Below are 26,231 nucleotides of genomic sequence, written 5' to 3'. Positions count from 1 at the left end.
AAGCGGTCGGGCACGGTCGGAGGCATCGGCTGGGGTCAACATAAGCGGGAGGCCCGGAACACGTCGTCTTCGGCGCCAGCTCCGACGGTTCAAGCGTAGCAGCGCAAATTGGGCTGACATGACCTGTCATCGGATGAGATCACACCTGACATGTAAAGGCGCCGGCGAAGGTCGCCAGCGCCTTGTGGGTGTTTAGCGTGACAACATGAAGGTGTCGTACTCGAGGTCTTCCAGTGCCGTGGACAACCGATGCAATCCCAGCAGTACGCAAACCAGCAGCGAAAGAGTGAAGCCGTAGCCGAAGAAGCTCGGCCCCAGGTGCATGCTGAGCAACGTCAACCCGGCGTTCAACACCGCGAAAATCACACACAGCTCCAGCACCACGGCACGCTTGTCGAGGTAGAAAAACACGTTGAGCAGTGCCATGAACACCACCTGGATGCTCACCCCGATCAAGTCGATGTAGAACAGCGGCAGGTAGTAACTGGAGATCCCCAGCCAGTCCAGCAAGCGCGGGGCGAACAGAAACAGCAGCACCACGGTCAGCCCCTGCACCTTGCAGATTTCCAGCAGGCCCTGACGGATCGACAGGGTCATTTCGGTTTTCAGCGAACTGATGTGCTGCAGGGTTTCACCTTCGCGGATGGCCCGGAACAGTCGGTCATACCACTCGGCAAAATCGGTTTCGATGCGCACCAGGAACACCGCCATCCCGGGAATGATCGCCAGGTACGCGAGGAAAATCGGCAAGTCATACAGAATCGACGCACGCAGCGGACCGATGACGATGTTCGAGGTACCCGGGTTGAACCAGAACAGGAACTTGTCGATCCAGATACCCAGGTTATAGAAGAGCCCGGTGGCCAGCAGGCTGAGGAACACCTGGCGGCGCTGGAGGAAGTCGAAGGCGATCAGTTTCTCGGCGCGGTATTCGCGCAAAATGTCATAGAGAAACAGGAACAGCAGCGTGCTGTGCCCGATCAACAACGCCAGCAGCAGGCCCGCGATGCCCAGGAAGGCCAGCAGATACGCACTGACAACCATCAGCGTGTAGCCCACCAGCATCACCAGCAGGATACGGTTATAGGCCTTCATCCCCGAGAGGAAGATGATCACCATCCACAGGTTGCACAGCACCACGAAATTCGACAGCACCAGTAATCGGTAGATCAACGACTGATCGAACAAGGTCGTCAACACGACGATTCCCAGCACACCGGCACCGATGGTGACCAGCAACAGCACGCCCAGCAGGTTGGGCAGGATCTGTTCGTATTTGTGCTCGAACAAACGGTCGGAAACGAATCGGGTGAAGAACAGTTGCAAGCCGCCTGTGAGGATCAGCGAACTGGCCATCAGATACGTCACGGTCACCAGAAACTGCCCGACCAGGGTGTTCGGCACCACCAGGCCCAGGCTGATGATCCCCACCAGCATTACGCTGATGATCGACAACACCCAGGGACCGGAGCTGATCAGCCCGGCATACACATAAGCGTGCAAGGTCGCGGTGTAGGAATCGCGCGACAGGATCTTGCGAAGTTCGAAGCCAATCCCGGCCATTTAACTGTTCTCCATGGCGGCTTGATACAAGTCGCGATAACGCTGCAGCATCAAGGCTTCGGTGTAGTAACGGGTGACCCGCAGCAAGCCGCTGGCCTGAGCGGCCTGCCAACGTTGCGGGCTGCGCAGCAGTTCGAGGATCGCCACGCTGGTGGCTTGTGGATCGGCGATCGCCACGACTTTGCCGGCCAGGCCGAGGTCGCGATCTTCAGCGCTGCCGCCTTCGATCAACTCGCGGCACGACCCCACGTCACTGCTGACCACCGGCGTACCGGCGGCCCAGGCTTCGAGGATCACCAGCGGCTGTGCCTCGCTGATCGAAGTCAGCACCATCAGGCCCAGTTTGGGCAGGATTTCCTGGATACGCTGGAAGCCAAGGAAATGCACCTTGCCCTCCAGCCCCAGGCTGGCCATCAGGCTGCGGCATTCGCTGACGTATTCGGGGTCTTCCTCTTCCGGGCCGACGATCCAGCCTTCAACCTGGGGCATGGTGCTGATCACGCCGCGCATCGCCCGCAGGAAAGTCTTCACATCCTTGATCGGCACCACACGCCCGATCAACCCCACCACCGGCGCAATGCCGGGCGCGCGGGATTCGAGTGCCGCAGTCCATTGCGGCAGGTCGATGCCGTTGGGAATGACCCGGGTACGCACCGGATCTGCGCCGTCCTTGATTTGCCGCTGACGGTTGCCGTCATACAGCGAGATGATGCTGTCGGCGCTGTTGTAGGTCAGCTGGCCGATGCGTTCGAAGAAGCGCACCCACAAGGTTCGGATGTAACCCGAGCCGGCGTCGAGACTGCGGTTCAGTGCCTGTCCGGAACTCTCGGCAATCCAGGTGGCCTGGGCCAGGTCGATCTTGCGTTCCTTGGTGTAGATTCCGTGCTCGCTGAGCAGATAGGTGCAGTTCCAGCGTTGCTTGAGGATGCAGCCCAACAGCCCGGCGTAGCCGGTGGAGATCGAATGCAGCACCCGCGCCCGAGGCATGCGGCGCGACGACTCGGCGAGCATCAGCAACGGCGACTGCATCGAGCGCAGGGTCCAGAAATAGTTGATGAACGACGGGTCGGCGCAATGCAGGCGATAACCTTCGCTCAACGCCTCCCAACTGGCGCGGCTGCGCAGCACGTCGTCGAGGGTCAGACGACCCTGGACGATGTTGTCGAGCAGGCTTTCGCCCAGCGCAGGTTCCGGCGCGTCCGGGTGGTGCAGGAAGCGATACAAATCCTGCAACTGCTGCAGGTCGGCTTCCCGTGGCGTGCCCCGGATGTCGGTCGGATGGGTCGCGTCTTCGAGGAAGACCTCTTCGATATGCAGCACATTGGGCGGCACCTGGTAGCGACGCTCCCCATAGGCCGAGCGCTGCCCGCCGATGAACATGACCGAGAACGTCAGTTCCGGCAGGCCGAGGATCATCTGGTGAATCCAGCTCGACACACCGCCGCGCACGTAAGGCCAGGTGCCTTCGAGCAGCAGGCAGATGTCGGCCATTGGCGCCTCTTCCTTGCGACTCATGTCCAACTCCTCACCAGATCAGCGAAGGGTGGTCGCTGACGGGTTTTTTCCGGAAGGCTGGCGAGCAATCCGGGAATTTCGTGATAACGACCGGCCTCGAACGCCAGCTCGGCGTGGAACGGCAGAATCTGCGCCGCGCCCATGCCGTTTTCCTGGGCCTTGGTCAGCAGGACTTCGGCGCGATCGATATCCCCGCGCTCCAGGGCGATACGCCCCGCCAGCAGAAACAGTTCACCGCCCTCGCCTGCGGCCAGGCCTTGCTCGGCATGTTCGCTGGCCTGATTGAGCACGTGTTCCAGCACGCTGCCCTGGGCCAGGCCCAGATACGCCAGCTCCCAATACCAGCGCGCCAGCGTGCCATGCAATACACCGGCGGCCTTGGCCGTGGCACCGTGCAATTGGCCGAGGGCAATCTGGATGCGCAGGTTGATGTCGCTTTCCTGCTTGTCGAGCATCGAGTACGCCAACAGCCGCACGTCATCGCTCGGATCGCCCAGTGCCAGCTTGAGGATCGGCACCGCCTCCTTGCCGGGCATGCGTTTGGTAGCCAGCAACGCCGCCAGGCGCTGATCTGGATCGGAGGCATGACGCAGCACGTCCTGCAATCCGCCATCGGCAAAAATCGGCGTGCGCGATTGCAGTTGGGCCCGGTACGGCAGACTCGGAATCCCGACCGCTTGCCAGGCCTGCTTGTCGCGTTTGCGTGGCAGGTACAGGGCCGGGAAGATCGCCGCGACCACCCCCACCGCACCGAGCGCCGGCACAAAAAACGCCAGGCTGAATATGAACAGCGGGCTCCACGGCAGCGGCGAGCGATAACGCGCCGGCAACAGCAGCCATACCGCGCCGCACAACATCGCGCAGGCCAGGCCATGACTGAAGGTGAACACCCACAATTGGTGCGCCTCGGGCACGTCGACCCATAGACTGGTCCAACTGCCTGCCTCTAGCAAAAAGGCTCCGCTAAACAGCCACTTGCTGATCATTCAGACCACACTCGTTGAACAGGAAATTACGCAGCCCGTTGTGTTCACCAGGCTCCAGGTTGAAAGGCATGACCCGCACGCCGAGGCTGTCCATATCACTTTCAATGCCAAAGTGTTCGTGCAACAACAGGTTGATCCTCGCCAGGTAACCTTCAGTGCCTTGCGGGCTGGTCAATGGCAACAGCACCAGCAACAACTGATGGTCACGGTTGTTGCGCAGCGGCAAGTGCAGGTCCAGACCGCGCTGACTGCGTTCCAGCAAGCGCGTCAGTTCTTCATTGGCGCGGGTCATTTCGAAGGCGAACAGGCCGGCTGACAACTTGTGTTGCTCGACGTCCACCAGTGAACGCTTGAGTTGCAGCGTAAAGTGCTGGGCATCGGCATCGGCCAGTTGCAGCACTTGCGTATCGCGCAACAGCAGGTCGGCAATGTGCCCGGCCAGCAACGCGAGCAGGCTCAAGGTACGATCCTGGAAGGCAAAGAACGGCATCTGTCGCACCGCCAGTATCGCCAGGAGACGCCCCTCGGCATCGATCAACGGAATGCACGCCTGCAACGAGGAAAATTGCGCCGCAGCGCCGGCTTCGAGCAGCTCCTGACGCACGCTCACCAGCTCACCGCGCTCCAGACAGAGCTTGACCAGACCGTCCTCGGTGTCCAGGGAGCCCATGACACCGACGGTGGCCAGCGGCGTGGGCAACACCCGCTCACCGCGATCGTCGACCCGGTAAAGGCCGGCCACCCGCAGTGCGCCATACTGCCCCAACACTGCTACGATCGGGTCGGCCAGTGCGCCCAGCGCATCGCCTTCGTCCGGCATCACCCGCAGTTTTTCACGCAAGCCCAGCAACGAACTGCGCAAGCTTTGGTCGCTGCCTGCCACGCGCTGCTCCAGCAGGTCGTGGGAGACCCGCAGGATCTGATGGGCGCGGGTGAATTCATCGAGACGATACTGGCGATAATCGTTGGCCATCTGCAGACGCTCCAGGCGTCGTTCCCACAGATCGCGAACCTCGCCCACCAACATCCCGCACACCAGCACGCCGACAATCCACGACGGCTCAAGCTGGGCGTACCCGGCATGGCCGCTGTAGCGCAGGGCGAACACTGCCATCACCAACAACGCAGCGCTGAGCAGCCCGCGGACAAATCCGTAACGCACACCCAACAGCAGCGGCGCCAGAATCGGCCAGGGGAAACCGCCGTGCATCTGCATCGGGTCTTCCGGGGTCAGCCACAGGCCCAGGCCAATGGCCAGGCCGGTCACCAGGAACGTTTCCAGCCAAGACACCGGGCCGCTGGCGCGAGGCGCCAGGCTGTAATCCATGTGTGGAGAATTCATTGCAATCACTCGAACCGAAGGGCGCCAACAAGTGTGTCGAGCACTTTTTGCGCAGTGCCCGCCAGGCTTTCACGGGACCAACCGGCACGTGCACCGCTTTTGCTCCACAGCACACGACCGCTGTCGGCATCGAGTACGCGCAGGCTGATGCCCACCGCTGGCTCGCCGTCCAGACCGTTCTTGTACTGCCATTCTTCGACGCTGCCGGCTACCACATAATCGAGTTTCTGCTCACGGGCCCAATCAAGGGCACCGGCCAGACGCTCGTTGTCGTCCATCAACGCTTGTTCACCACGGGTGCTGGCTGGGTAAACCCGTGGTTGCAGGCCGTGGCTGCTGAGCACGCTGAGCAGGATTTGCTCGCTGCGCTCACCGGCCTGCGGCGTTTGCGAATAGTTGACCATCGGCACGATGCCCCACTGCGCATTGCGCGGCAGGGTCGGGCTGGCATCGTCGGTGAAGCTGGCGCAACCGGCGACGAACAGGACCGCCAGCGCCAGGCTCAGATTACGAATTGCTTGCATACGTTGTTCTCCCGTAGAAATTCCATGATCAGCGTCCGAAACGCACGCCGTAGCTCACACCCAGTGTTCCGCCGGCCTTGCCGTCCCCGCCTTGTGGCGCGGATTGGTAGCCGAAGGTGAAGGCCAGTTCGTCATCGCCCAGCACTTCAACGCCGATCCCGGTATTGATGCCGTAGTTAAAGGTTGAATCCGTCCATTGCCACCCCGCTGTCAGGTCCACCAGCCAGGTGTATTGCGGTTTGGTACGCACCAGCGCGCCGGGCAGGCCTCGACGCCAGGAACTGCCGACATACAGTTGGCCGTAGCGGCTTTGCAGCAAATCGCTGGCCGTCACGGTCTCGATGTCCAGTGGATTGATCGGATCGGGCAAACCGGTATCAGGGTCGAATGTCTGCACAGGCGCCGCCCTGATGACCGGGCCACCAAAGTTGCTGGACAGATAATCCAGCGTCTTGTCCTTGACCCGGTTCTTCTGGTAATCCACACCGCTACGCACGGTCCAGTTGGGACCGGCGAATTCCAGCGTGTGGTTGTACTCCATTTTCAGCGCATGGCCATCGCCCAGGTCGTCACCGGCACGGGTGGAAAACGACCGCTGAGCCACTTCCCAACTGAGCTGGTCACGGGCGGTCAGGCTATGGCGCCCCCCCAGATACACACGATCCTGCTGACCGAAAGCGCGCATCAAGCCGCTGTCTTCGTTCTTGCGATGCCAGTCGACGCCGGTTTCCAGTTCATCGCTCACGCCCAACTGCCAGGTCCTGGACAGTCCCAGGCCATTGCGATCGTCGTCCTTGCGCTGACTGGTGTCGGCGAACAGTTTGTAGCTGCCGTTCTCGACAGCGCGTTGCAAGGTCAGGGCCGCGTTACGCTCTTCGCCGATTTTCGAGGACTCGATGTCATCGCCGTGGTAGTCGCCCTGCTCCAATTGGAGGTCGGCGTACCACTGATCGCCCAGGTTGTGTGCAATCTCCAGGCGCGGCGCGTTGAACTCAAGGCCGCCGAAGTCTTGCTCATGCCACGACAACTGCGCCCCTTGCGGCGTGCGCTCGTGGATCTCCACCGCCTGACGGCGCAATTGCTCGCGCACCGCTTCCGGCTGATCGTCGCCGAGCGCGGTCAGGCTGGTATCGAGTGCTTCGTTCAGGCGCCCCAAGCGACTGAGAGCTTGCGCGCGCTGGGCCGGGTTCAGGTCGCTACTGGCCAGCAGCGTTTCAACCTGAGCCTTGTTGCGGCTGCGCAGGGCCTGTTGAATCTGCTCATAACGCTCGACTTTCAAGCCCTGACCGCGAGCCCACTCCAGCCACTGGTCTTTCTGCGACTCCTGGTTGGTCGCGTCCAGACGCGCCAGCAAACGTTCGAACCACAGCTGCAGCATCGCTGGCGAGCCGTCCTTCCACTTCAACACTTCCTGCTGCGCTTTCTTCGGCGAGTAGCTGCTGGCCATCAGACGCAACCAGATACCGTAGCGCTGGGACGACGGTTGCAGGTTTTCGCCTTCAGGGCTGCGCAACAACTTCAGGCGCAGGCGCTGGGCCGCATCCTGATAACCGGCGCTGTCCAGGGCATCGGCATAGGCCGCTTGCACCAGCCAATCATTCGGACTGGTCTTGAGGTACATGCGATACCAGGCCAGCGCCTCGCTGTCGCGCCCGAGCATCTGGCTGGCACTGGCAAACGGCAGCCAGAGGATCCGGTCTTCACGCGCCCGGGCCTTCCATTTCGTCAGCAACGGCTTGAGCTCGGCGGTGTTGCCCTGATCGACGTAGAGCCACATCAGGCGTTCGCGGAACAGGTTGTCATCGTGGAAGCGCGTCAGGCCTTCCTGATACAGGCGCTGCGCTTCGTCGATCCGGCCGTCCTGCACCGCCAGGGCACCACGCACCGCCAGCACTTGAGCCTGGCCGTAGGCATCCGGGTACTGCTCGGCGTCCTTGAGCAGTGCTTGCACCTGGGGCCAGTCCTGCAATTCCTGGGCTTGCTGCAAGGCTTCGACCAGACGTTGTTGATCATGGCTGCGTTGCCAGCTGCCGATCATCAACTGCAGGGCGCGCTGCGGGTTATTGGTGCGATAAAGCGTGATCAACTGACTCTCGTCGCCGCTGTTGAGCGAGCCCTTGAGCACCAGCATTTTCTCCAGTGACACCTGCAATTCATCGTCCAGCTCCAGGTCCCAGGCCAGTGCAGCCCTGGAGCGCCAGTAGTTCGGATCGACGATCTTGCGGTTATCGACCTGCAACACCTGCCATGCCGACGGGTTATCGAACAACTTGAGGTAGGTGTCGACCCAATCGACCCGCTCGGTAGTGGTCAGGGCAAAACGTTTCGAATAGTCCTTGTAGACCTTGGCCTTCGCCGCGTACTGCCCGGTGTTTTCCAGGTTTTGCAGCAGGCGCGTCCAGGCCAGGCGATGCTGGGGGTACTTGCGCAAATACGTGTGCAGCCAGGCTTCGGCCTGTTCCGGCGTGCCTCGGGATTCGTGGCCGTAGATCAATGCATCGAGCTCGACATCGGTCAGTGCGCGTTGCTCCATGATCTCGGCGAGCAATGGAATCGAGCGATCGAAGTCGAACTGCTGGCTGGCCAGCCGCCAGGCGTGCTCGCGGGTCTGCGCGGTTTCATGCAACTTCAGCAGACGAATCCAGTAACCGAGCGCCGCTTCGGTTTCACCGCGCCATTCACCCAGCTGCGCCATCTGCTCCAGCAAGGGCAGATCTTCGGGATATTCAGCCAGCAATTGCTGACCGCTTTCCCAGGCACCCGGCAAGTCGCCCAGGGCCAGGCGCATGCTGAAATCCTTCTGCAGGATTTGCGGGTCGTCCGGCTGCAAGACGCGCCACTGTTGCAGGAAGCGCTGCGCCAGATCGAAGCGCTTGCTCGCGATCGCCACATCGACGCCCTGCTGCACCCAGGCCGTGTCGGTTTGCGGATTGATCAATTGATCGATTTCATCGGCGAGCACTTGCGCAGCCTGGTCACCCTGCCCGGAGGCCAACAGGCTGTTATAGGCCAGCTGCGCGTATTCACGGCGCTCGGCGGCCTGTTCGGTGTCCTTTTTCAGTTCCAGATAGATCTGCGCGGCGCGCGCCGGCTGCTCGCCCGCCAGGTACCACTTGGCGGCGGACTCGAGCGCATCGCTGCGCTGCTGCGGATCGCGGGCGGCGATTTCTTCATAGACGTTGGCGGCAAAGGCCGGCGCCTGCAAGGTCAGCGCGAGCCTGGCCAGGTTCTGCAGTTGCGGCAGCGGCAACATACGATGATCGAAGCTTTTCAGACGCTCGACCAAGGCCTGTTGCGTAATCAGATCGCTGCCCTTGGCCGCTTCCAGCGCATCCAGCTCCAGACGGTAATACGCCTGCAATTGCAGGTTCGGCTCGGGCCAGTTTTCCAGGTGCTGGCGTGCCTTGGGGTATTCACCCAGGCGGATCAACAGATCGATGAGTTGCAGGCGCAGGTGATCGTCTTCCGGGTGGGCGGTCAGCAGCAACTCGGCGTAGTTGGCGGAAACCGCATCCGGCTCGCGCCCATCCGGCTGGAACACTTCTTCACGCTGGAAGGTCGCCCACAGCAGACCTCCCACGGCAACCGCGACCACCGCCAATGCCCATGGATTGAGCAGGCGAGTGCTTTTAGTGACTGAAGGGTTAGTTGCAGAGGAGCTGACCATGACTCACCTGCTTGATAGGTAATTGAAAAGTCCACAGACCGCCGGACGCCTTGCCGGCAAAACGCTGCCCATCCACTTCGACCCGGCAAGCGCTCGCCGAGCGCACCGAGAAGCTCAGGTCGATCTGACCGGCAAAGGAAAAGCTCACGCGTTTGTCATCCAGATAGCGCCACTCCAGCAACGGCAAATTGGCTTCTTCCAGGGCTGGGCGTGGGTCACGATCCGTGCGCAACACCAGCAACGCCTGGTCACTGCTCAAGTGCACATAGCGCCCCTGGGGCAATTCACGCACGCCGGCGATACCTTGGGAACGCAGCAGATCCGGCCAGCCCATTTGCGGGTCCAGGCGCACGGTGCGCAACGCATCCATGCCGCGAATCTGCCAGTTGCCGTCGGCTGTCTTCGCCAGGCTGGCCTGATACAGACCGTGCAAGCGATCGAGGTAATCGCTCATCCACAACGACATCGGTTGCTGCTCACGCATGTAGCCGTAGATCTCGTTCATCGCCTTGATCGAGGCCTGCTTGGTGCTCGAATAGAAGTGGTAATAGAGGTGCAGGCCACGCAAGCGGCGCGGGCTGTCGGTCAGTTCGAAGGTCTCGATCACATCGCGAAAACCGTAGTACGGGCCTTTCCACAGGTTGGTATAGAGGTTCTCGTTGATAATTGGCGCGTAGTACTGCAAACCGCCGGCGGTAGGCCGCAGCAACGGGTTCAGGCCGGTCAGCGACGGGTTGGCCTTGGTCAGCATGGTTTCGGCGCCGTTGACGTTTTTCAGGCCCGCGTCGTAGGCCAGCTTGATTGTGGCCGCCGACGGCAAGGCATCGCCCGGCCAGAAGATCAGCTTCACCGGTTTTTCCGGGGTGGTCAGCTGCTGGTTGATGTAGTCGCGCGAGCCAAACACCTCGCGACGGAAATCCAGTTTGTCGTAATTCGGAATGGCCATTTTCAGGCCATATTCCGGGTTGAAACCTTCACGCTTTTGCGCCACTTCCGGCTGCATGAAAAACGGGTGACTGAAGGTGTGCGTGGCGACTTCGACTTTCGGGTTGGCGAACAATTCGCGGGCAATGGGTTCCAGTTCGCGGGCCAGAAACGGAAACATCCCGCGCGGGGAAATCTCACCCTCGACGATCGACACCGAAGTCAGGAACGGGTTGGGCCGAATGAAATCGTCGAGTACCTGTTTGCCCGCGTAGGGTGTGCCGCGCACTTCGGCGCGGGACGGGAAACCATCGCCATCGATGTGCACCGTGGCAATGCGCCGACCATTTTCGGTGGTGGTGTCCGGACGCGGTTGCACCGGCAGGCGCAGGCTGGCCTGGAGGAACGCGAGCGGATCGAGAATCCAGCGGCTGCGTTCGTTGTTGGTTTCGAGGATGTAAGGCGCCAGGGCCAGGCCGCCCCAACTGGCGACAGCCACCGGGGCAAACGTTTGGCCACCTTCGCCAGTCAACAACAGCGCAGGTTTAGGGCCGTCGGGTAAAACGGAAACCGCGGTCAGGTCACGGGATCGGGGTTGCACCGGTGCTTCGAACGCCCCGAGCAGCGCCTTGTCCTGATAGGTGATCGTCAACGGCTGCGTGGCAGGCGGCGCTCCGCGATCGAGCCCCAGGCGCTTGAGTAACACTTTGTCTTCGACCGGCAGGCCGGCGAAAAATACCAGCGGCACCTGTTCGTCCAGACGCTTGCCCAGCCAGCGATTGAACGCCGGCGCGTCCTGCGGCGGGCCGCTGGTCATCCAGGTGACGATGCCGGCGTACAAACCACTGAAGCGGTGCTCCGGCAACGTATCGTCGGCGGCCAGGTAATCGACGCGATAGCCGAGGTATTCGAGCAAACCGCCGAGCAGCGTGTGCCCGGCGTTGCGGATCAGGTCGCCTTCACGCGGGTCATAGACCAGGGCGATGCGGCGCGGCTGGACTTCGATGCTGCTGATGCCCATCGAATCCAGATCGGGCGTGCCGATGTACGGAATGAATCCTTCTTCGCGCAGACGCTTGGCCAGCTTGCGCGCTTCATCGCGACGCTCGGGCGGCAAGTAGTCGATTGCCACCAGCGGGATACCTTTGGCGCGCAGGGGTTGCAGCTGGGTTTCCAGCCACTGGCGATCCACTTCCGGCACCGGACGATAACGCTTGGCGGACGCATCCCACCCGGCGTGGATGGATTCCACGGCAACCGCGGCGGCCACGCCATCGAGTTCAGGCAGCACTTCGAAACCACGGTTGAAAAACAGCTTCAGGTTCGGCTGACTCTTGTGCAATTCGCGCAAGAAACTGGCGAGGGCCAGGCGTTGCTTTTCCCGCTCGCCTTCCGGCATCAGCTGGAAGCTATCTAGGGTGTCGAGGAACAACCCGGCGTAACCTTCAGCCTCGAACGCCTTGGCGCGGCCGAGCAAATGCTCACGCCAGGCTGGCGAGGCGAGGTCCATGACCTGGCTGTCCCAGGCGCTGTTGCGCACCGGGCTGACGGCTTTGCCCAGACCCGCCTTGTCGATGGCCGCCTTGTTGCCGCTGAACTCGCCAACCGACAGATAAGCGAACGGCTGGCTGCCCAGCTTGCGCAGGGCTTTGACATCGCCCGCCGTCAAATGCCCCGGCTCGACCACTGACCAGTCGAACTGGGCCAGTTCGGAAATGGGCGGTTCGTCGGCATACCAGAAGGTCACGCTGGAAGGTGGCACCAATGCGGCGGCCTGCACGGCGGGCCCGCTCACGCACAATGCCAGAGCAGCTAACAGTCGCCTGGCGACCGAGCGGACACGCGTCCTGCGAAAAACGATTTCCATAACTCACTCTTGAATTGACTGAACCAGTGCCACTGAACCCGGAACGATAAACCGACCGGGTTACAGACTGCGGATGAGTTGCGCCAGCCCCTTGCCGATGGAGGTCGGTTCGGGGAGATTGAAGCGCTCGAGCAGGCGGGCGTTGTCGGCGCGCGAGTGGCGTATGTCGCCCTGACGTGGCGCCTGATAATTCACCGTCAACGGGTCGCCGGTGGCACTTCCCAGTTCAGCGATCAAATCGTTGAGACTGGTGGAGCGGCTGAGGCCGATGTTCACGGCACCGGGACGCGGCTCTTTCGCCGTCACGGCTTGCAGCAGAATGCTTACCAGGTCCTGGACATAGACGAAGTCACGGGTCTGCTCGCCATCGCCGAAAATCGACACCGGCTGCTTGTTCAGCGCCCGCTCGGTGAAAATGCTGATCACACCGGAGTACGGCGACGACGGATCCTGGCGCGGACCAAAGATATTGAAGAAGCGCAGGACCACTGGTTCCAGGCCGTGCTCGCGGCGGTAGAAATCCAGATAATGCTCACTGGCCAGTTTGTCGCTGGCATACGGTGTCAGCGGTGACTTGGGCGTGTCTTCGTCGATGGCCGAACCTTCGCCATTGTTGCCGTAGATGGCAGCACTGGAGGCGAACACCACGCGTTTGATCCCGGCTTTCAACATGCTTTCACAGACGTTGAGAGTGCCAACGAAGTTGCTTTGATGGGTGCCCACCGGATCATCCACCGACGCTTGCACCGAGGCCACGGCGGCCAAATGGATGACGGCACTGCAATCGCGCATCGCCTGCATAACGGCGGCACTGTCGGCGACATCACCGATGACCAGGTTCAGATTGGCATTATCCATCGGCAAATTACTGACTTTGCCTGTGGACAGGTTATCCAGTACGCGAACCTTGTATCCCTTGGCCAGCAACGCTTCTACAAGATGCGACCCGATAAATCCCGCCCCGCCAGTGACCAGTACTCGCTCAACGAACATGAAATTTCTTCCTGAAGATTCAAGCGGATACTAGTGTTGGATGTCCGCTAACGGTGGTGCTGGTTTAATCGTATACGAATGTAAAAAGTGTAAAACCACCCGGTCACAACCGGCAGTTTTATGGCGGTAGGCCATCAAAACGCGGCCGATAATGGGAGATCGGACGAGCACTGTCAATAGGTTGTCTATTTCGTCGCCGAACGGCGTAGCGCGTCAAAATAAAGCCATTTTTTTGACGGCATTAATCGGATCCAACCGGAGTTTCACATGCGCCAAGCCTTACTCATCATCGACGTACAACCCAGCTTCGCCCCGCCGCAATGGCTCATCGACGGCATTCGTTCGCTCGTTGGCACACTGCCCAGCGTCGCCACCGTCGAACGCCACGACGAAGTGAAAACGCCGTTCCAGAAACAACTCGGCTGGCACCCCGCCGCGGATGACGACAGCCTGATTGAAGCCGACCGTATCTTCATCAAGCACGGCTACGCGCCAACGCCTGAAACGATCGAGTACCTGAAAAGCCTGAACGTGGATCGCGTCCTGGTGTGCGGCCTGCAAACCGAAACCTGCTGCCTTGCGGCCGGGTTTGCGCTGTTCGATGCGGGGTTGCAGCCGACGCTGATCACCGATTTGACGGTGGGATCGTCACTGGATCGGTCGGGAGGGTTGGGGGTGCGGCTTTGGGCGCATCATTTTGGGGAGGTGGTGAGGGTCGGTGAACTGCGTCAGATTTAGGAGTCGGGATGCTCGGTTTCACGGTATCTATACTGGTGAATCAGATCACTGAGCTGCAGCATTCCCGAAGACAATAAACCGTATCGCGGACCACGTGACGACCGCTCTCCGTTGCAGCTACCTTGAGCATATGGTCTTGGTCCGAGGAGATTTCCTTCAAGTTTTGACGACCGCCATGAACTGGAGCAAGAGGAGTAAACCTATATCCTTTGCCCCGAACATACCCGGCATCTCTTTTTCCCTTTGATGCTATTCATCCCGAAGGAATGAACGAATGACTCCTGCTGAGCAGCTCATAAGAGATGAAGCTATTTCCTTTGCGCGCTCGAACAAGAAGGCTATAGCCAAACGACGGGCCGCCAGAGAGTCGTACCCTCCAGAGCAAGACCCTGTGTCAGTATTCATGGCTGGTTCGCCGGGAGCCGGAAAGACTGAGGCGTCAATTGCTCTGGTTAATCTTTTTGCTGACACAGCGATCCTGAGAATTGATCCCGATGAGCTTCGCAGTGAGTTTGCTGCCTACACAGGAGGAAATGCCTGGATATTCCAAAGCGGCGTGTCAATTTTGGTCGAGAAAATTCTAGATCTGGCTTTTGATCAGCGGCAGTCATTCGTGCTGGATGGAACGCTCTCTAACATCGATGTGGCTAAAAGGAACGTAGAAAGGTCATTACGCAAGGGTAGATTCGTGCAAATACTTTACGTCTACCAGAATCCGCTCCTGGCATGGGAATTTGTCAAAGCGCGTGAAGAGGCCGAAGGAAGAAGAATCAGGCCAGAGCATTTCATCGATCAGTATTTTGCCGCGCGTGACGTGGTAAATGCTCTTAAGCTAGAGTACGGAGGTGACGTTCATGTGGATTTGCTGCTCAAGCATATCGATAATTCAGGACGCCTTTACAAAGCTGGGGTCGATAAAATTGACTACCATATTCCTGAGCGACACACACGGGCCGATCTTATGGCCAGGCTCGGGTTAGGATCAGGAGTAAATTAATGATTTCGATCAAGCTAGGCCTTTCCAAGGGAGCCAAGAGCTCCTTCGCCGACTTCATTCGCAACGCCAAGTCAGAGCAAAAAAAGCGTGTCTATAGTGAAGTGCTGACGGAAGCGACCAAGCAGCAGAACCTTGTAATGATGGAAGCTGAAGCCAAACGCAGTTAAGCCCCGAATCGTTTAGAAGCCCGGTCAAATGCCGGGCTTTTTTATTCCATTTTTTATTCGAACAAATCTCCCAGTTCTTCAAGGGTTGGCATAGCGGCCGGCGTCACGGTGAACTCGCAATCCAATGCGCCAAGGACTCGCGCATAAGCAACCATGGCGACAGAAAGGGCGCCTTTCTCCACTGCAATGATTTTTTGCCGGGGTAAATCGGCGAGTTTGGTCAGTTGAGCCTGCGTCAGACCTCGATTGGTTCGCTTATCGCGTATCTGTTGAGCCAAACGAGAGGCGATCAGTGAATGATCCATGTTCGTTTTCCGTGACATTTCATACAAAATGTACTGTAAACGCGACATGAAGCCAGTCCAATAGCTTCCAACCGCATTGCCCCTCATACCCCCCCTCACGCAACAGATGAACTTTTCTTCACCCCACCTTAATGCCACACCCTGTACATTTCCCTCGCTCATTCAAGAAACTACGGTTTGCCCGCCCTCCCGCGGGCTTTTTTTTGCCTGTAGATTGATCGTCACTTCCCCCACTGGAACGCCAGATGACGATCCTCTCCCTGCCTTGCAAACGCGTGACACTGGCGATCCTGAACCCCAGCCAGGCGGCGCTGGAAAGCGAGTTCTATCGACGTAACCACGCGCACCTCGCGCCTTGGTCACCGGTTCGAGCGAACGATTACTACAGCCCGGAAAGAATCCGTTCGCGCCTGGCGCAACAGGCCATGGCCTTCGATGAAGGGTATGCAGTGCATTTCGCCGTGCTGGATCGCGACAACGGGCAAATGATCGGTGCGTGCAATTTCAGCGGCATCGTTCGCGGGGCGTTTCAGGCGTGCTATCTGGGTTACCACATTTGCGAGTCCCGACAGGGTCAGGGGTTGATGCGCGAAGCACTCGAAGCGGGCATCGGCTATATGTTCGAAACCATGAACCTGCACCGGATCATGGCCAACTACATTCCCGGCAATGAACGCAGTGCGCGGTTGCTGGAACGGCTGGGATTCGAGCGTGAAGGGTATGCCAGGGACTACCTGAACATTGCCGGGCGCTGGCAGGATCATGTGCTGACAGCACTGGTCAGCAGGGTCTGGGAGGATCCGGACCGGCAATGGTCGCGGCAACTGGGTTAGCGCGTCCTACAGGCGATTAAAATGAGAGGAAAGATCCCACAGGTGTTTCAGGTTGTCCGTCGGAAGTCGGGGAAATAGTCTCTGGTGGTCGCTGAAAAATTCAGTGACCGGGTGTGAGATCCCGGCAACTCATAGTCATCCAATGCCAGTATCCGCATAATTGCCGCCAGCTTTTCCGCTGTCCGTAAATGCGTTATGGCGGCTGTGTGCGGGCAGACTTTATGTCTGGCCGGGTGCCTATGACCGGTTTTCTCACCTCGCACATAGCTGCCACCTTTTGCCGTGTGAGAAACGGCAAGAGATGGCTTCCACCGCATAGGAGCATTGCCTTGGTTAAGTTAATCCCCGATCCCCCCTTCGAAATCGAAAGACCCTACCGCCCAACCACATTTTTCACCGTCCTCCCCGACATAAAAACCGAAAACCTCCTCGCCCACGCCTGCGAGTCATTAGCCTCAGCCAACGTCATGCTCAACGACTTCGCTACCTACCTGAACGGCCCACAGCGCAATACGGCGCTGGCCATTGCGCAGATCATCATGCTGGCAGAGCTGGCGGTTAACCGTGCGCTGGATAACGTTGATCCGCAAGAGCAAGTCTGATCACCGCGTTATCGTTCTTCGCGAGCAGGCTCGCTCCCACAAGGGATTGCGCTCTTCTGGGGGAGCGAGCCTGCTCGCGAATGCTGTCTATCAGGCAAAACGATTCAAAACACCGGGCTGGGTCTCATCCACCATCACCGACTCTTCAGCCATCTGCAGCACGGACATCGCCAACCCCATTTGATGCGTCGAGGGAAGAGGCTCGGGCGTGGGCAGGCAGTGAAACTGCTTGTGAAAAAAAAGCTTAAAGGCAACGTAAAAGACGCAAAAACCTTGTTACAGAATCTACCTGACAAAATCCTTTCAGCTCTCGCGGTTGCTGCCGATAAACACCTTCTACACACCCTGCTGGCACCTAAAAACAACAATCTTCCAGCCAACCGATGATCGAGAAGCACCACGTTCCTGGAGGAATTTTGATGAATAGCTGGTTCGGCAATATCAGCGTAAACCTGAAACTGGGCCTGGGGTTTGGCCTGGTCCTGGCCCTGACCTGCATCCTCGCCCTGACCGGCTGGACCAGCCTCGGCAGTTTGATTGACCGCAGCAACTGGATGAGCGACATCACCCAGCTCAACGCCGGCCTGACCAAGCTGCGCGTGGTGCGTCTGCAATACATGCTGACCAACGGCGACGAAACCACCGCCCAGAATGTGCAGACCAGCCTTGAAGCCTTTTCCGCTCAGCAGCAGGCCCTGCTGGTGAAATTCAAGAGCCCGGAAAACCTCAAGTTGCTCAAGGAGCAAGGTGCCGTCATCGACGCCTACAAGACGTCGCTGAACAAAATGCGGGGGGCCTATCGCGCCGGCAACAGTGCACGGGACGTCATGACCGCCAACGCGGAAACCGCCAACACGCTGATCAACGCCTTGAACAGCCGCGTGCAACAACTGCCGCCGAGCGATCAACGCTTCGAACAGTTCCAGGCCATCACCGCCGCCAAGGAAGCCTTCCTGCTGGCTCGCTACGAAGTGCGCGGCTACACCGCCACCACCAACGCCGAAACCGAACAGAAGGCCGTCGCCCAACTGGACACCGCCATCGCCAGCGTGAAGCAGCTCAACGTGCATTTCGCCGACGTGCAACCGGATGCCCTGCCGCAGCTGGAAACCGCACTGGGCAATTACCGCAGCGCCCTGCAGGCTTATAAAGCCGCGAGCAACGATGTGGTGCAGTCGCGCAAGGAAATGACCGACCAGGGCGCCGCCATCGTCTCCCTGAGCGAGCAGCTGTATCAGATCCAGCTCGACCGACGCGACGCCGAAAGCGCCAAGGCTCGCACCCTGCAACTGGTCAGCACATTGTTGGCATTGTTGGTGGGCATCATTGCCGCCGTGCTCATCACCCGCCAGATCACTGGCCCACTGCGCGATACGCTGGCCGTGGTCAATCGCATCGCCAGCGGCGACCTGTCCCAGGACGTCAAAGTCACCCGCCGCGATGAACTCGGCGTGTTGCAGCAAGGCATCGCGCGTATGGGCGTGACTCTGCGTGACTTGATCAGCGGGATCCGCGACGGTGTGACCCAGATCGCCAGCGCCGCCGAAGAACTGTCGGCGGTGACCGAGCAAACCAGCGCCGGGGTGAACAGCCAGAAGGTCGAGACCGATCAGGTCGCCACGGCCATGCACGAAATGACGGCGACCGTGCAGGAAGTTGCTCGCAATGCCGAACAGGCCTCGCAAGCCGCCGCTGCTGCCGACGGCGAAGCCCGTGAAGGTGACAAAGTGGTCAACGAAGCCATCGCGCAGATTGAGCGCCTGGCCAGCGAGGTGGTGCGCTCCACCGAAGCCATGAGCGTGCTGCAACAGGAAAGCGACAAGATCGGCAGCGTCATGGACGTGATCAAGGCCGTGGCCGAACAGACCAACCTGCTGGCACTGAACGCCGCCATCGAAGCGGCCCGTGCCGGTGAGGCCGGTCGAGGTTTTGCCGTGGTGGCCGACGAAGTTCGTGGCCTGGCCCAGCGTACGCAGAAGTCCACCGAGGAAATCGAAGGCCTGGTCGCCGGCCTGCAAAACGGCACGCAACAAGTGTCGGCGGTGATGAATAACAGCCGCGTGCTCACCGACAGCAGCGTGGCCCTGACCCGCAAGGCCGGCGAGTCACTGGAAAGCATCACCCGCACGGTGTCCAACATCCAGTCGATGAACCAGCAAATCGCTGCCGCCGCCGAGCAGCAAAGCGCCGTGGCCGAAGAAATCAGCCGCAGCATCATAAACGTGCGCGACGTGTCGGAACAGACCGCTGCGGCCAGCGACGAGACGGCCAAGTCCAGTGTTGAACTGGCGCGGCTGGGGAATCAGTTGCAGATGATGGTCAGCCACTTCCGGGTCTGACGTTCAGTCAGCGGTATATCACCAATCCAATCGCGGGCAAGCCCGCTCCCACAGGTTCAGTGAACATCCTGTGGGAGCGGGCAAGCCCGCGATCGCGATCTAACGGGTAATGAAGATACTCAGGCTTCCCACGGATTAATCACCTCCAGCCCGGGAAACTCGAAGTCTCGAACATTGCGGGTGGCAATCAGTGCCCCATGAATTCGGCAGACGGCTGCAATCTGCGCGTCAGCCATTGCCGCCGCCCGCCCCTTTGCTTCACAACCCGCCACCAGTGTGGCGTACTCGACTGCGGCATGTACATCGAAGGGCAATATCCGTCCGGCAAAGTCCTCTTCAAACATCGCCATCGCATGTGCTTCGAGTTTCTGCTTGCGCTTGCCGGAGGGAAGACGGGCAATGCCATGGAGGATTTCCGCCACGGTAACGGCACTTATTGCCAGTTCCATCGCAGGCTGCGCATCAACCCAGGCAAGCACTTGAGTGTCAGGCTCGACCCGCATGAACTCCGAAAGAACATTGGTATCGAGCACTATCATTCAGAGAAGTCCACCGCGGTCGCTTTCTCCTGCCGCACAGGCAGATCGAGCTCAACACCACCGCACGCACTGAACCGGTTACGGATTCTGCTGCCGAGCCCACCTGCACGATCGACGGAGGCTAATGCTCTACCCAGGATAAGACGGGCCTCCTCTTCCATTGAATGCCCGTTATGAGCGGCCGCAATGCGTAACTGTTCTTTAATTTGATCGTCGAGGTTTCGAATCGTGATGCTGGCCATGATGCCTCCTGCAATCAATGAAATCATTGATTGCAGGCTAGCACATCATACTCAAGTAAAAGACATCGAGCTGCCGAACGGCGCTACACACTAATCGCATTGGTAAACACCAACCGGTTACCAAACGGATCGCTGATGGTCATGTCCTGGCTGCCCCAGGGCATTGCCTGGATATGCGGTCGGGAGAATGGATAGTCCTTGGCCAGCAGTTGCTGTTGGAAGGCTTCCAGTTCATCGGTCTCGATGCGCAAGGCCGAGCCCGGTGTCGCATCGCCGTGGTGTTCGGACAGGTGCAACACGCACTCGCCCCGAGACACTTGCAGGTACAACGGGAAGTTGGCTTCGAAACGGTGCTGCCAGTCGATCTTGAATCCAAGGAAGTCGACGTAGAATTCAACAGCCTTGATTTCATCGAAGATCCGCAGGATCGGGGTGGTTTTGCCGAAGCTCATCGAGTTGCTCCCAGACAGAAATAGCCCACAGTGTAGCCGGGCTGTACGTCAGCAATTCGGCTTGCTGGCAGCATTCTTTAATCTCAATATGCCATCACTGTGACGCACAACCCAAAACGTCATTGAAACCCGTCACGCAAATCCCCCTCCCGCGCCAGAAACCGCCCTTCCCTGCGCCCGTTCGCCTGACCGTCGCGGTAGCTCAGCACACCATTGACCCACACCCCTTCGATGCCTTCGGCCGCCCGTTGCGGATCATTGAAGTCCGCGACATCGCGAATGGTCGCCGGGTTGAACAACACCAGATCCGCCCAATGCCCTTCACGAATCTCGCCGCGTTCCTTCAAACCGAATCGCGACGCCGACAGCCCGGTCATTTTGTGCACGGCGGTGTGCAGCGCAAACAGGCCCACGTCTCGGCTGAAATGTCCGAGTACTCGTGGGAAGGCGCCCCACAGCCGTGGATGTGGAAACGGGTCTTCCGGCAAGCCATCGGAACCGACCATCGACAGTGGATGCGCGAGGATTCGTCGCACATCGGCCTCGTCCATCCCGTAATACACCGCGCCGGCCGGTTGCAGCTGGCGGGCCGCGTCGAGCAACGACAGATTCCATTCAGCGGCGATGTCCATCAGGTCGCGGCCGCCCATTTCCGGGTGCGGCGTGGACCAGGTGATGGTGATGCGATGGGCATCGGTGACTTGCTTGAGGTCCAGGGTCGACGAGCTCGCGGCATATGGATAGCAGTCGCAGCCCACCGGGTGGGTTTTCGCCGCCTGTTCCAGGGATGCCAGCAGTTGCGGACTGCGTCCCCAGTTGCCGGCGCCGGCACATTTGAGGTGGGAAATGATCACCGGGGATTTCGCATGGCGACCGATCTGGAACGCCTCGTCCATGGCTTCCAGCACCGGTTCGAATTCGCTGCGCAAATGGGTGGTGTAGACCGCGCCGAAGGCCGTCAACTCTTCGGTCAGTTGCATGACTTCGTCGGTGGATGCCGAGAACGCGCTGGCATAGGCAAGCCCGGTGGACAAGCCCAGCGCACCAGCCTCCAGGCTCTCGCGCAGTTGCTCGCGCATTGCCGCTATTTCATCGGGGGTCGCCGTGCGAAACAGGTCATCGAGGTGGTTGCTGCGCAACGCGGTATGGCCCACCAGAGCGGCCACGTTCAGTGCGGTATTCGCCGCTTCGACCGCGGCGCGGTAATCGCTGAATTTAGGGTAAACAAAGGCAGCGCAGGTGCCGAGCAGGTTCATCGGGTCCGGTGGATCGCCGCGCAAACTCACCGGTGAGGCGCTGATCCCGCAGTTGCCGACGATCACCGTGGTCACGCCCTGACTGAGCTTGGGCAGCATCTGCGGCTGGCGGATCACCACCGTGTCATCATGGGTGTGCACGTCGATGAAACCCGGCGCCAGCACGTGACCCTGCGCGTCGATTTCTTCAGCGGCGCGGGCGTCGTGCAAGTCGCCGATGCGCTCGATGCGACCGTTGAGAATCGCCACGTCACCCGGATAACCGGGGCTGTTGCTGCCATCAATGATCAAGGCGTTGCGGATCAGCGTGTCGTACATCATGTCAGTCTCCCAGCGGCAAGTGATCGTCGCCGCCGCGGTAATCGTCCAGGGCGAGTTTGATCCGCCGCAGACGCTCTTGATTGTCTTGAGGATTGGCCAGTGCCAGCTCGGTGGCAAGCACATCGATGGCGAGCAACATGCCGTAACGTGCCGCCGTCGGTTTGTAGATGAAGGAGGTTTCGGCGCTTTGCAGCGGCAGCACGATGTCGGCCAATTGCGCCAACGGAGAGTCGCTGCGGGTAATGGCCAGAATCCGTGCGCCGTAGCTGCGGGCCAGCTCCACCGTTTCAATCAGCTCCGGAGTGATGCCGGTCAGCGAACAGACGATAACCACGTGTTCGGCGCTGAGACTGGAGGCCGTGATGCGCATCATCACCGCGTCGTGGCACACCGCGATCGGGTAGCCGAGTCGCACCAGGCGCACCTGCAACTCATCACTGCACAAGGTCGAGCAGCCCCCCATGCCAAAGGCGTGGATCATCCGCGCCTTGCCCAGCAGTTTTACTGCATCGCTGAAGCGCGACTCGTCGAAGGCCGCCAGATGCTGGCGCAGGGTCGACTCGATATCACCCACGATCTGCCCGTAGAACGCTGATTGCTCAGGCGTGCCCGCCGGGTCGAGAAAGCGGCTGCCGACACCGCTGGCCTGGGCCAGTTGCAGGCGCAGGTCACGCAAGTCGCGGCAGCCGACCGTGCGGGCGAAACGCGACAGCGTCGCCGTACTCACTTCCGCCCGCTGCGCCAGCTCATCGAGGCTGGCGGACGCGGCAAACCCTACGTCGTCGAGCATCAGGCGGGCGATGCGTCCTTCACCGGCGCTGAAAGAATCCTGGCGGGCGCGAATCTGGTAAAGGATGTCCATGGCGGGCGGCTCCGGTTAAATCAGGTAAGAAAGGCCGATGGTCAGGCCGAAGGCAACCACCGAAATGATGGTCTCCAGCACGGTCCAGGTCTTGAAGGTCTGGGTGACCGTCATGTTGAAGTATTCCTTGATCAACCAGAAGCCGCCGTCGTTGACGTGGGAAAAAATCACCGAGCCGGCGCCGGTCGCCAGCACCAGCAATTCCGGGTGCGGATAACCCAGGCCAATCGCCACTGGCGCGACCACGCCGGACGCGGTGGTCATGGCTACGGTGGCCGAGCCGGTGGCGATGCGCATCAACGCGGCGAACAGCCAGCCCATCAACAGCGGCGACAGGTGGAATTCGTGAGCCAGGCTGACGATCTGGTCGGTGACGCCGGCGTCCACCAGAATCCGGTTCAGGCCACCACCGGCGCCTACCAGCAAGGTGATGCTGGCAGTCGGCGCCAGGCACTCGTTGGTGAACTTGAGGATCGACTCGCGGTTGAAGCCCTGGGCCAGACCGAGGGTCCAGAAGCTCAGCAAAGTCGCCAGCAGCAGTGCGATCACCGAGTTACCGATGAACAACAGGAACTGGTTGAAACCGGTGCCCGGCGTGGAAATCAGATTGGCCCAGCCGCCGATCAGCATCAGCACCACCGGCAACAGAATGGTCGCCATGGTGATGCCGAAGCCCGGCAGGCTGTCGCGCGGTTCACGTTCGAGGAACTGCCGTTCCAGCGGGTTTTCCGCCGGCAGCTGAATGCGCGGCACGATGTATTTGGCATAGATGGGACCGGCGATGATCGCCGTGGGAATGCCGATCGCAATCGCATAGAGCAAGGTCTGCCCCACCGACGCCTGATACACCTGCACTGCCAACATTGCCGCCGGATGTGGCGGCACCAGCGCATGCACCACCGAAAGCCCGGCAACCATCGGCAAGCCGACCATCAGGATCGACACGCCGACCCGCCGCGCCACCGTGAAGGCAATCGGCACCAGCAACACGAAACCGACCTCGAAAAACAGCGGCAGGCCCACCAGGAAGGCAATGCAAACCATCGCCCAATGCGCGTTCTTTTCACCGAAACGGTCGATCAACGTCCGCGCCACCTGCTCGGCACCGCCGGACTCGGCCATCATCTTGCCGAGCATCGTGCCCAGCGCCACCACCAGCGCGATATGCCCCAGGGTCTTGCCGACCCCGGCCTCATAAGCCCCGACCACTCCGGACGGCGGCATCCCCGCGACCAACGCCAGACCGATGGAAATCAGGGTGATGACAATGAAGGGGTTGAGCCGGTAACGGGCGATCAGAACGATCAGGGCAATGATGGCGATGGCGGCATACACCAGCAGCCAATAGCCGAAGGACAGGGTCATGCGGTACTCCTCGAGAGGGTCACGTCGAAAGTTTTGTGAAACTCTTAAAACATTTCGAGGCGCGATTATCAAACGAGGTGAAAGTAATTTTCGTAGAGAGGTAAGGGATGTCGCTGACGGATATGCGATGTCGCGATTAATGAAAATCGGACCGGCGAATTTTCATCGCCGGAAACGATCGTCCAGTCAGTCGTGATTCACGCTTGCACGCTTGAGCAGCTTTTTGCAGCGCTCGGACAAATGCAGTACCCGCAAGTGTTTGCCGGCTCTGTCGTAGCGCTCGCGCAGGGTCTTGAGCGCGGCAATGGCGGAGTAGTCGACGAAGCTCAAATGACGACAGTCGATGGTCACTACCGACGGGTCGTTGGCGGGATCGAACTGATTGAGGAACGGTGTCGTCGAGGCGAAGAACAGCGTGCCATGCAGGAGATAGAGCTTGCTGCCGTCGGCCTCAAGGTGGCTGTCTGCGTAGAGTTCACGGGCCTGTTGCCAGGCGAAATTCAACGCCGCAATGATGATCCCGCACAGCACCGCAGTGGCCAGGTCGGTGAACACCGTGATCACCGTCACCGCGATGATCACCAGCACATCATTGAGCGGCACCTTGTTGACCACCCGCAGCGAGGCCCAGGCAAAAGTCTGCTGCGACACCACGAACATCACCCCGACCAGCGCCGCCAACGGAATACGCTCGATCAGCGGCGACAGAAACAGGATGAACAGCAGAATCGACACCCCGGCCACCACGCCGGAGACGCGCCCACGTCCGCCAGAGCTGAGGTTGATCATGGTCTGGCCGATCATCGCGCAGCCCCCCATGCCGCCGAATACGCCGGACACCATGTTCGCGGCCCCGAGCGCTACGCACTCGCGATCCGGGTAGCCACGGCTCTCGGTGATTTCGTCGGTGAGGTTCAGGGTCAACAGGGTTTCCAGCAGGCCGACCATGGCCATCAGGATCGCGTAGGGCGCGATGATGCGCAGGGTTTCAAGGTTCCACGCAATATCCGGCAAGGCAAACGTCGGCAACCCACCGGCAATGTGAGCCATGTCACCCAGGGTGCGGGTTGGCAGGCCCAGTAGATACACCGCCAGCCCCACACTCAGGATCGCCACCAGTGCCGGTGGCACGGCGCGGGTCAGCCGCGGCATCAGATAGACGATGGCCATCGTCAGCAGCACCAACCCGACCATCATGTACAGCGGCGTACCGCTCAGCCAGGTTTCGCCGCTCTTGAAATGCTCCAGTTGCGCCAGGGCAATGACGATCGCCAGACCGTTGACGAAGCCGAGCATCACCGGGTGCGGGACCATGCGCACCAGCTTGCCGAGCTTGAGCAAGCCGAACGCCGACATGATCAACCCGCCCAGCAACACAGTGGCCAGCAAATACTGCACACCGTGCTGCACCACCAATGCGACGATCACGACGGCCATCGACCCGGCGGCCCCGGACACCATGCCCGGTCGACCACCGAACAGCGCGGTGAGAGTGCAAATGATGAACGCGCCATACAGCCCCATCAGCGGATTGAGATGGGCCACCAGCGCGAAGGCGATGCACTCGGGCAGCAGGGCAAAGGACGTGGTGAGACCGGCCAGGGCATCGGCACGCAGGTTTTTTGGTTTCATGGAGGACCGCAGGGAGTAGCGAGAAAGAATGTGCGGATGTTACGGAATCGAGGGCAGCCCGGCCAGCTTATGCGCCTTCAGAAATGCCTTCGCGAGCAGGCTCGCTCCCACATTAGACCGCGGACGTCCGAACAACGCGGTCAACTGTGGGAGATTCTATGTTGTAGGTAAATCCTACCGCCTTAGATTCGGTTGGTATT

At 60.1% G+C, this 26,231-nt stretch carries 22 protein-coding genes and 1 pseudogene; 7 read left to right on the top strand and 16 right to left on the bottom strand.

The window, feature by feature from the left end:
* Positions 1-192: 192 nt before the first annotated feature.
* Genes pelG through ACW9HW_RS05380 form a run of 8 tightly spaced genes read right to left on the bottom strand, consistent with a single transcriptional unit; the run spans position 193 to position 13,381 of the window.
* The gene (gene pelG / locus ACW9HW_RS05415; protein ID WP_095194024.1) at positions 193-1,563 is read right to left on the bottom strand and encodes an exopolysaccharide Pel transporter PelG; all 1,371 of its coding nucleotides are present in this window, start codon (positions 1,561-1,563) and stop codon (positions 193-195) included.
* Complete coding sequence (pelF, locus tag ACW9HW_RS05410) at positions 1,564-3,078, bottom strand: GT4 family glycosyltransferase PelF (protein WP_095194025.1); 1,515 nt, start codon at positions 3,076-3,078, stop codon at positions 1,564-1,566. It lies immediately after the preceding gene.
* Positions 3,075-4,064, bottom strand: a complete 990-nt coding sequence (locus ACW9HW_RS05405; protein WP_095194026.1) for a HEAT repeat domain-containing protein — start codon at positions 4,062-4,064, stop codon at positions 3,075-3,077. Before ACW9HW_RS05405 ends, pelF begins: the two co-directional genes overlap by 4 nt.
* Positions 4,042-5,406 carry a PelD GGDEF domain-containing protein gene (locus ACW9HW_RS05400; RefSeq protein WP_256590200.1) on the bottom strand — a complete coding sequence of 455 codons (1,365 nt, stop codon included), beginning with the start codon at positions 5,404-5,406 and terminating at the stop codon, positions 4,042-4,044. The genes ACW9HW_RS05405 and ACW9HW_RS05400 overlap by 23 nt, the downstream gene beginning before the upstream one ends.
* Positions 5,407-5,411: 5 nt before the next feature.
* Positions 5,412-5,930, bottom strand: a complete 519-nt coding sequence (locus ACW9HW_RS05395; RefSeq protein ID WP_095194028.1) for a penicillin-binding protein activator LpoB — start codon at positions 5,928-5,930, stop codon at positions 5,412-5,414.
* Between the two features lie 28 nt (positions 5,931-5,958).
* Positions 5,959-9,597: a tetratricopeptide repeat protein gene (locus ACW9HW_RS05390; RefSeq protein ID WP_457398817.1), complete on the bottom strand. Its 3,639-nt coding sequence runs from the start codon at positions 9,595-9,597 to the stop codon at positions 5,959-5,961.
* Positions 9,575-12,388, bottom strand: coding sequence for an endo alpha-1,4 polygalactosaminidase (locus ACW9HW_RS05385; protein ID WP_457398816.1), 2,814 nt, complete (start codon positions 12,386-12,388; stop codon positions 9,575-9,577). The genes ACW9HW_RS05390 and ACW9HW_RS05385 overlap by 23 nt, the downstream gene beginning before the upstream one ends.
* Before the next feature lie 60 nt (positions 12,389-12,448).
* Positions 12,449-13,381 (bottom strand): NAD-dependent epimerase/dehydratase family protein, encoded by a 933-nt coding sequence (locus ACW9HW_RS05380; protein ID WP_457398815.1) that lies wholly within the window; start codon positions 13,379-13,381, stop codon positions 12,449-12,451.
* Between the two features lie 267 nt (positions 13,382-13,648).
* Here ACW9HW_RS05380 and ACW9HW_RS05375 point away from each other — a divergent pair, with 267 nt between their 5' ends.
* The 3 genes from ACW9HW_RS05375 (at position 13,649) to ACW9HW_RS05365 (ending at position 15,283) form a co-directional block, all read left to right on the top strand.
* Positions 13,649-14,119 (top strand): cysteine hydrolase family protein, encoded by a 471-nt coding sequence (locus ACW9HW_RS05375; protein ID WP_457398813.1) that lies wholly within the window; start codon positions 13,649-13,651, stop codon positions 14,117-14,119.
* A gap of 274 nt (positions 14,120-14,393) precedes the next feature.
* Positions 14,394-15,116, top strand: a complete 723-nt coding sequence (locus tag ACW9HW_RS05370) for a zeta toxin family protein (RefSeq protein ID WP_457398812.1) — start codon at positions 14,394-14,396, stop codon at positions 15,114-15,116.
* Positions 15,116-15,283 carry a hypothetical protein gene (locus ACW9HW_RS05365; RefSeq protein WP_457398810.1) on the top strand — a complete coding sequence of 56 codons (168 nt, stop codon included), beginning with the start codon at positions 15,116-15,118 and terminating at the stop codon, positions 15,281-15,283. Before ACW9HW_RS05370 ends, ACW9HW_RS05365 begins: the two co-directional genes overlap by 1 nt.
* A 53-nt stretch (positions 15,284-15,336) precedes the next feature.
* On the opposite strand, the gene ACW9HW_RS05360 is transcribed toward ACW9HW_RS05365, so the two are convergent.
* Entirely contained in the window at positions 15,337-15,588 is a 252-nt protein-coding gene (locus ACW9HW_RS05360) for a transcriptional regulator (protein WP_457398809.1), read from the bottom strand.
* Positions 15,589-15,833: 245 nt separating this feature from the next.
* Between ACW9HW_RS05360 and rimJ the strand changes: the two genes are divergently transcribed.
* The 4 genes and pseudogenes from rimJ (at position 15,834) to ACW9HW_RS05340 (ending at position 19,362) form a co-directional block, all read left to right on the top strand.
* Entirely contained in the window at positions 15,834-16,421 is a 588-nt protein-coding gene (gene rimJ / locus ACW9HW_RS05355) for a ribosomal protein S5-alanine N-acetyltransferase (RefSeq protein WP_457398808.1), read from the top strand.
* Between the two features lie 329 nt (positions 16,422-16,750).
* Positions 16,751-17,023 carry a DUF6124 family protein gene (locus tag ACW9HW_RS05350; RefSeq protein WP_457398806.1) on the top strand — a complete coding sequence of 91 codons (273 nt, stop codon included), beginning with the start codon at positions 16,751-16,753 and terminating at the stop codon, positions 17,021-17,023.
* Between the two features lie 383 nt (positions 17,024-17,406).
* Positions 17,407-18,456, top strand: a pseudogene (locus ACW9HW_RS05345) (methyl-accepting chemotaxis protein); the annotation flags it as partial.
* A gap of 42 nt (positions 18,457-18,498) precedes the next feature.
* Positions 18,499-19,362, top strand: coding sequence for a methyl-accepting chemotaxis protein (locus tag ACW9HW_RS05340; RefSeq protein ID WP_372237759.1), 864 nt, complete (start codon positions 18,499-18,501; stop codon positions 19,360-19,362).
* Positions 19,363-19,481: 119 nt separating this feature from the next.
* Here ACW9HW_RS05340 and ACW9HW_RS05335 read toward each other — a convergent pair whose 3' ends face one another.
* The 7 genes from ACW9HW_RS05335 to ACW9HW_RS05305 all read right to left on the bottom strand — a co-directional run bounded on the left by ACW9HW_RS05335 (position 19,482) and on the right by ACW9HW_RS05305 (position 26,031).
* Positions 19,482-19,901, bottom strand: coding sequence for a PIN domain-containing protein (locus ACW9HW_RS05335; protein ID WP_457398804.1), 420 nt, complete (start codon positions 19,899-19,901; stop codon positions 19,482-19,484).
* A complete protein-coding gene (locus ACW9HW_RS05330; RefSeq protein ID WP_457398803.1) occupies positions 19,898-20,143 on the bottom strand; it encodes a FitA-like ribbon-helix-helix domain-containing protein in 246 nt (81 codons plus the stop codon). Before ACW9HW_RS05330 ends, ACW9HW_RS05335 begins: the two co-directional genes overlap by 4 nt.
* An 83-nt stretch (positions 20,144-20,226) precedes the next feature.
* On the bottom strand, positions 20,227-20,595 hold the full coding sequence (locus ACW9HW_RS05325; protein ID WP_095194039.1) for a glyoxalase superfamily protein: 369 nt from the start codon (positions 20,593-20,595) through the stop codon (positions 20,227-20,229).
* 119 nt (positions 20,596-20,714) lie between these two features.
* Complete coding sequence (locus ACW9HW_RS05320; RefSeq protein WP_457398802.1) at positions 20,715-22,172, bottom strand: N-acyl-D-amino-acid deacylase family protein; 1,458 nt, start codon at positions 22,170-22,172, stop codon at positions 20,715-20,717.
* Between the two features lies 1 nt (position 22,173).
* Positions 22,174-23,034 (bottom strand): MurR/RpiR family transcriptional regulator, encoded by an 861-nt coding sequence (locus ACW9HW_RS05315; RefSeq protein ID WP_095194041.1) that lies wholly within the window; start codon positions 23,032-23,034, stop codon positions 22,174-22,176.
* Positions 23,035-23,049: 15 nt separating this feature from the next.
* A complete protein-coding gene (locus tag ACW9HW_RS05310) occupies positions 23,050-24,399 on the bottom strand; it encodes a GntT/GntP/DsdX family permease (RefSeq protein ID WP_095194042.1) in 1,350 nt (449 codons plus the stop codon).
* A 186-nt stretch (positions 24,400-24,585) separates the two neighbouring features.
* The gene (locus ACW9HW_RS05305; protein ID WP_457398801.1) at positions 24,586-26,031 is read right to left on the bottom strand and encodes a SulP family inorganic anion transporter; all 1,446 of its coding nucleotides are present in this window, start codon (positions 26,029-26,031) and stop codon (positions 24,586-24,588) included.
* Between the last annotated feature and the right edge of the window lie 200 nt (positions 26,032-26,231).

This window comes from Pseudomonas sp. SDO5532_S415 (assembly GCF_054071155.1).
This window is presented reverse-complemented; position numbering and strand designations above follow the sequence as displayed.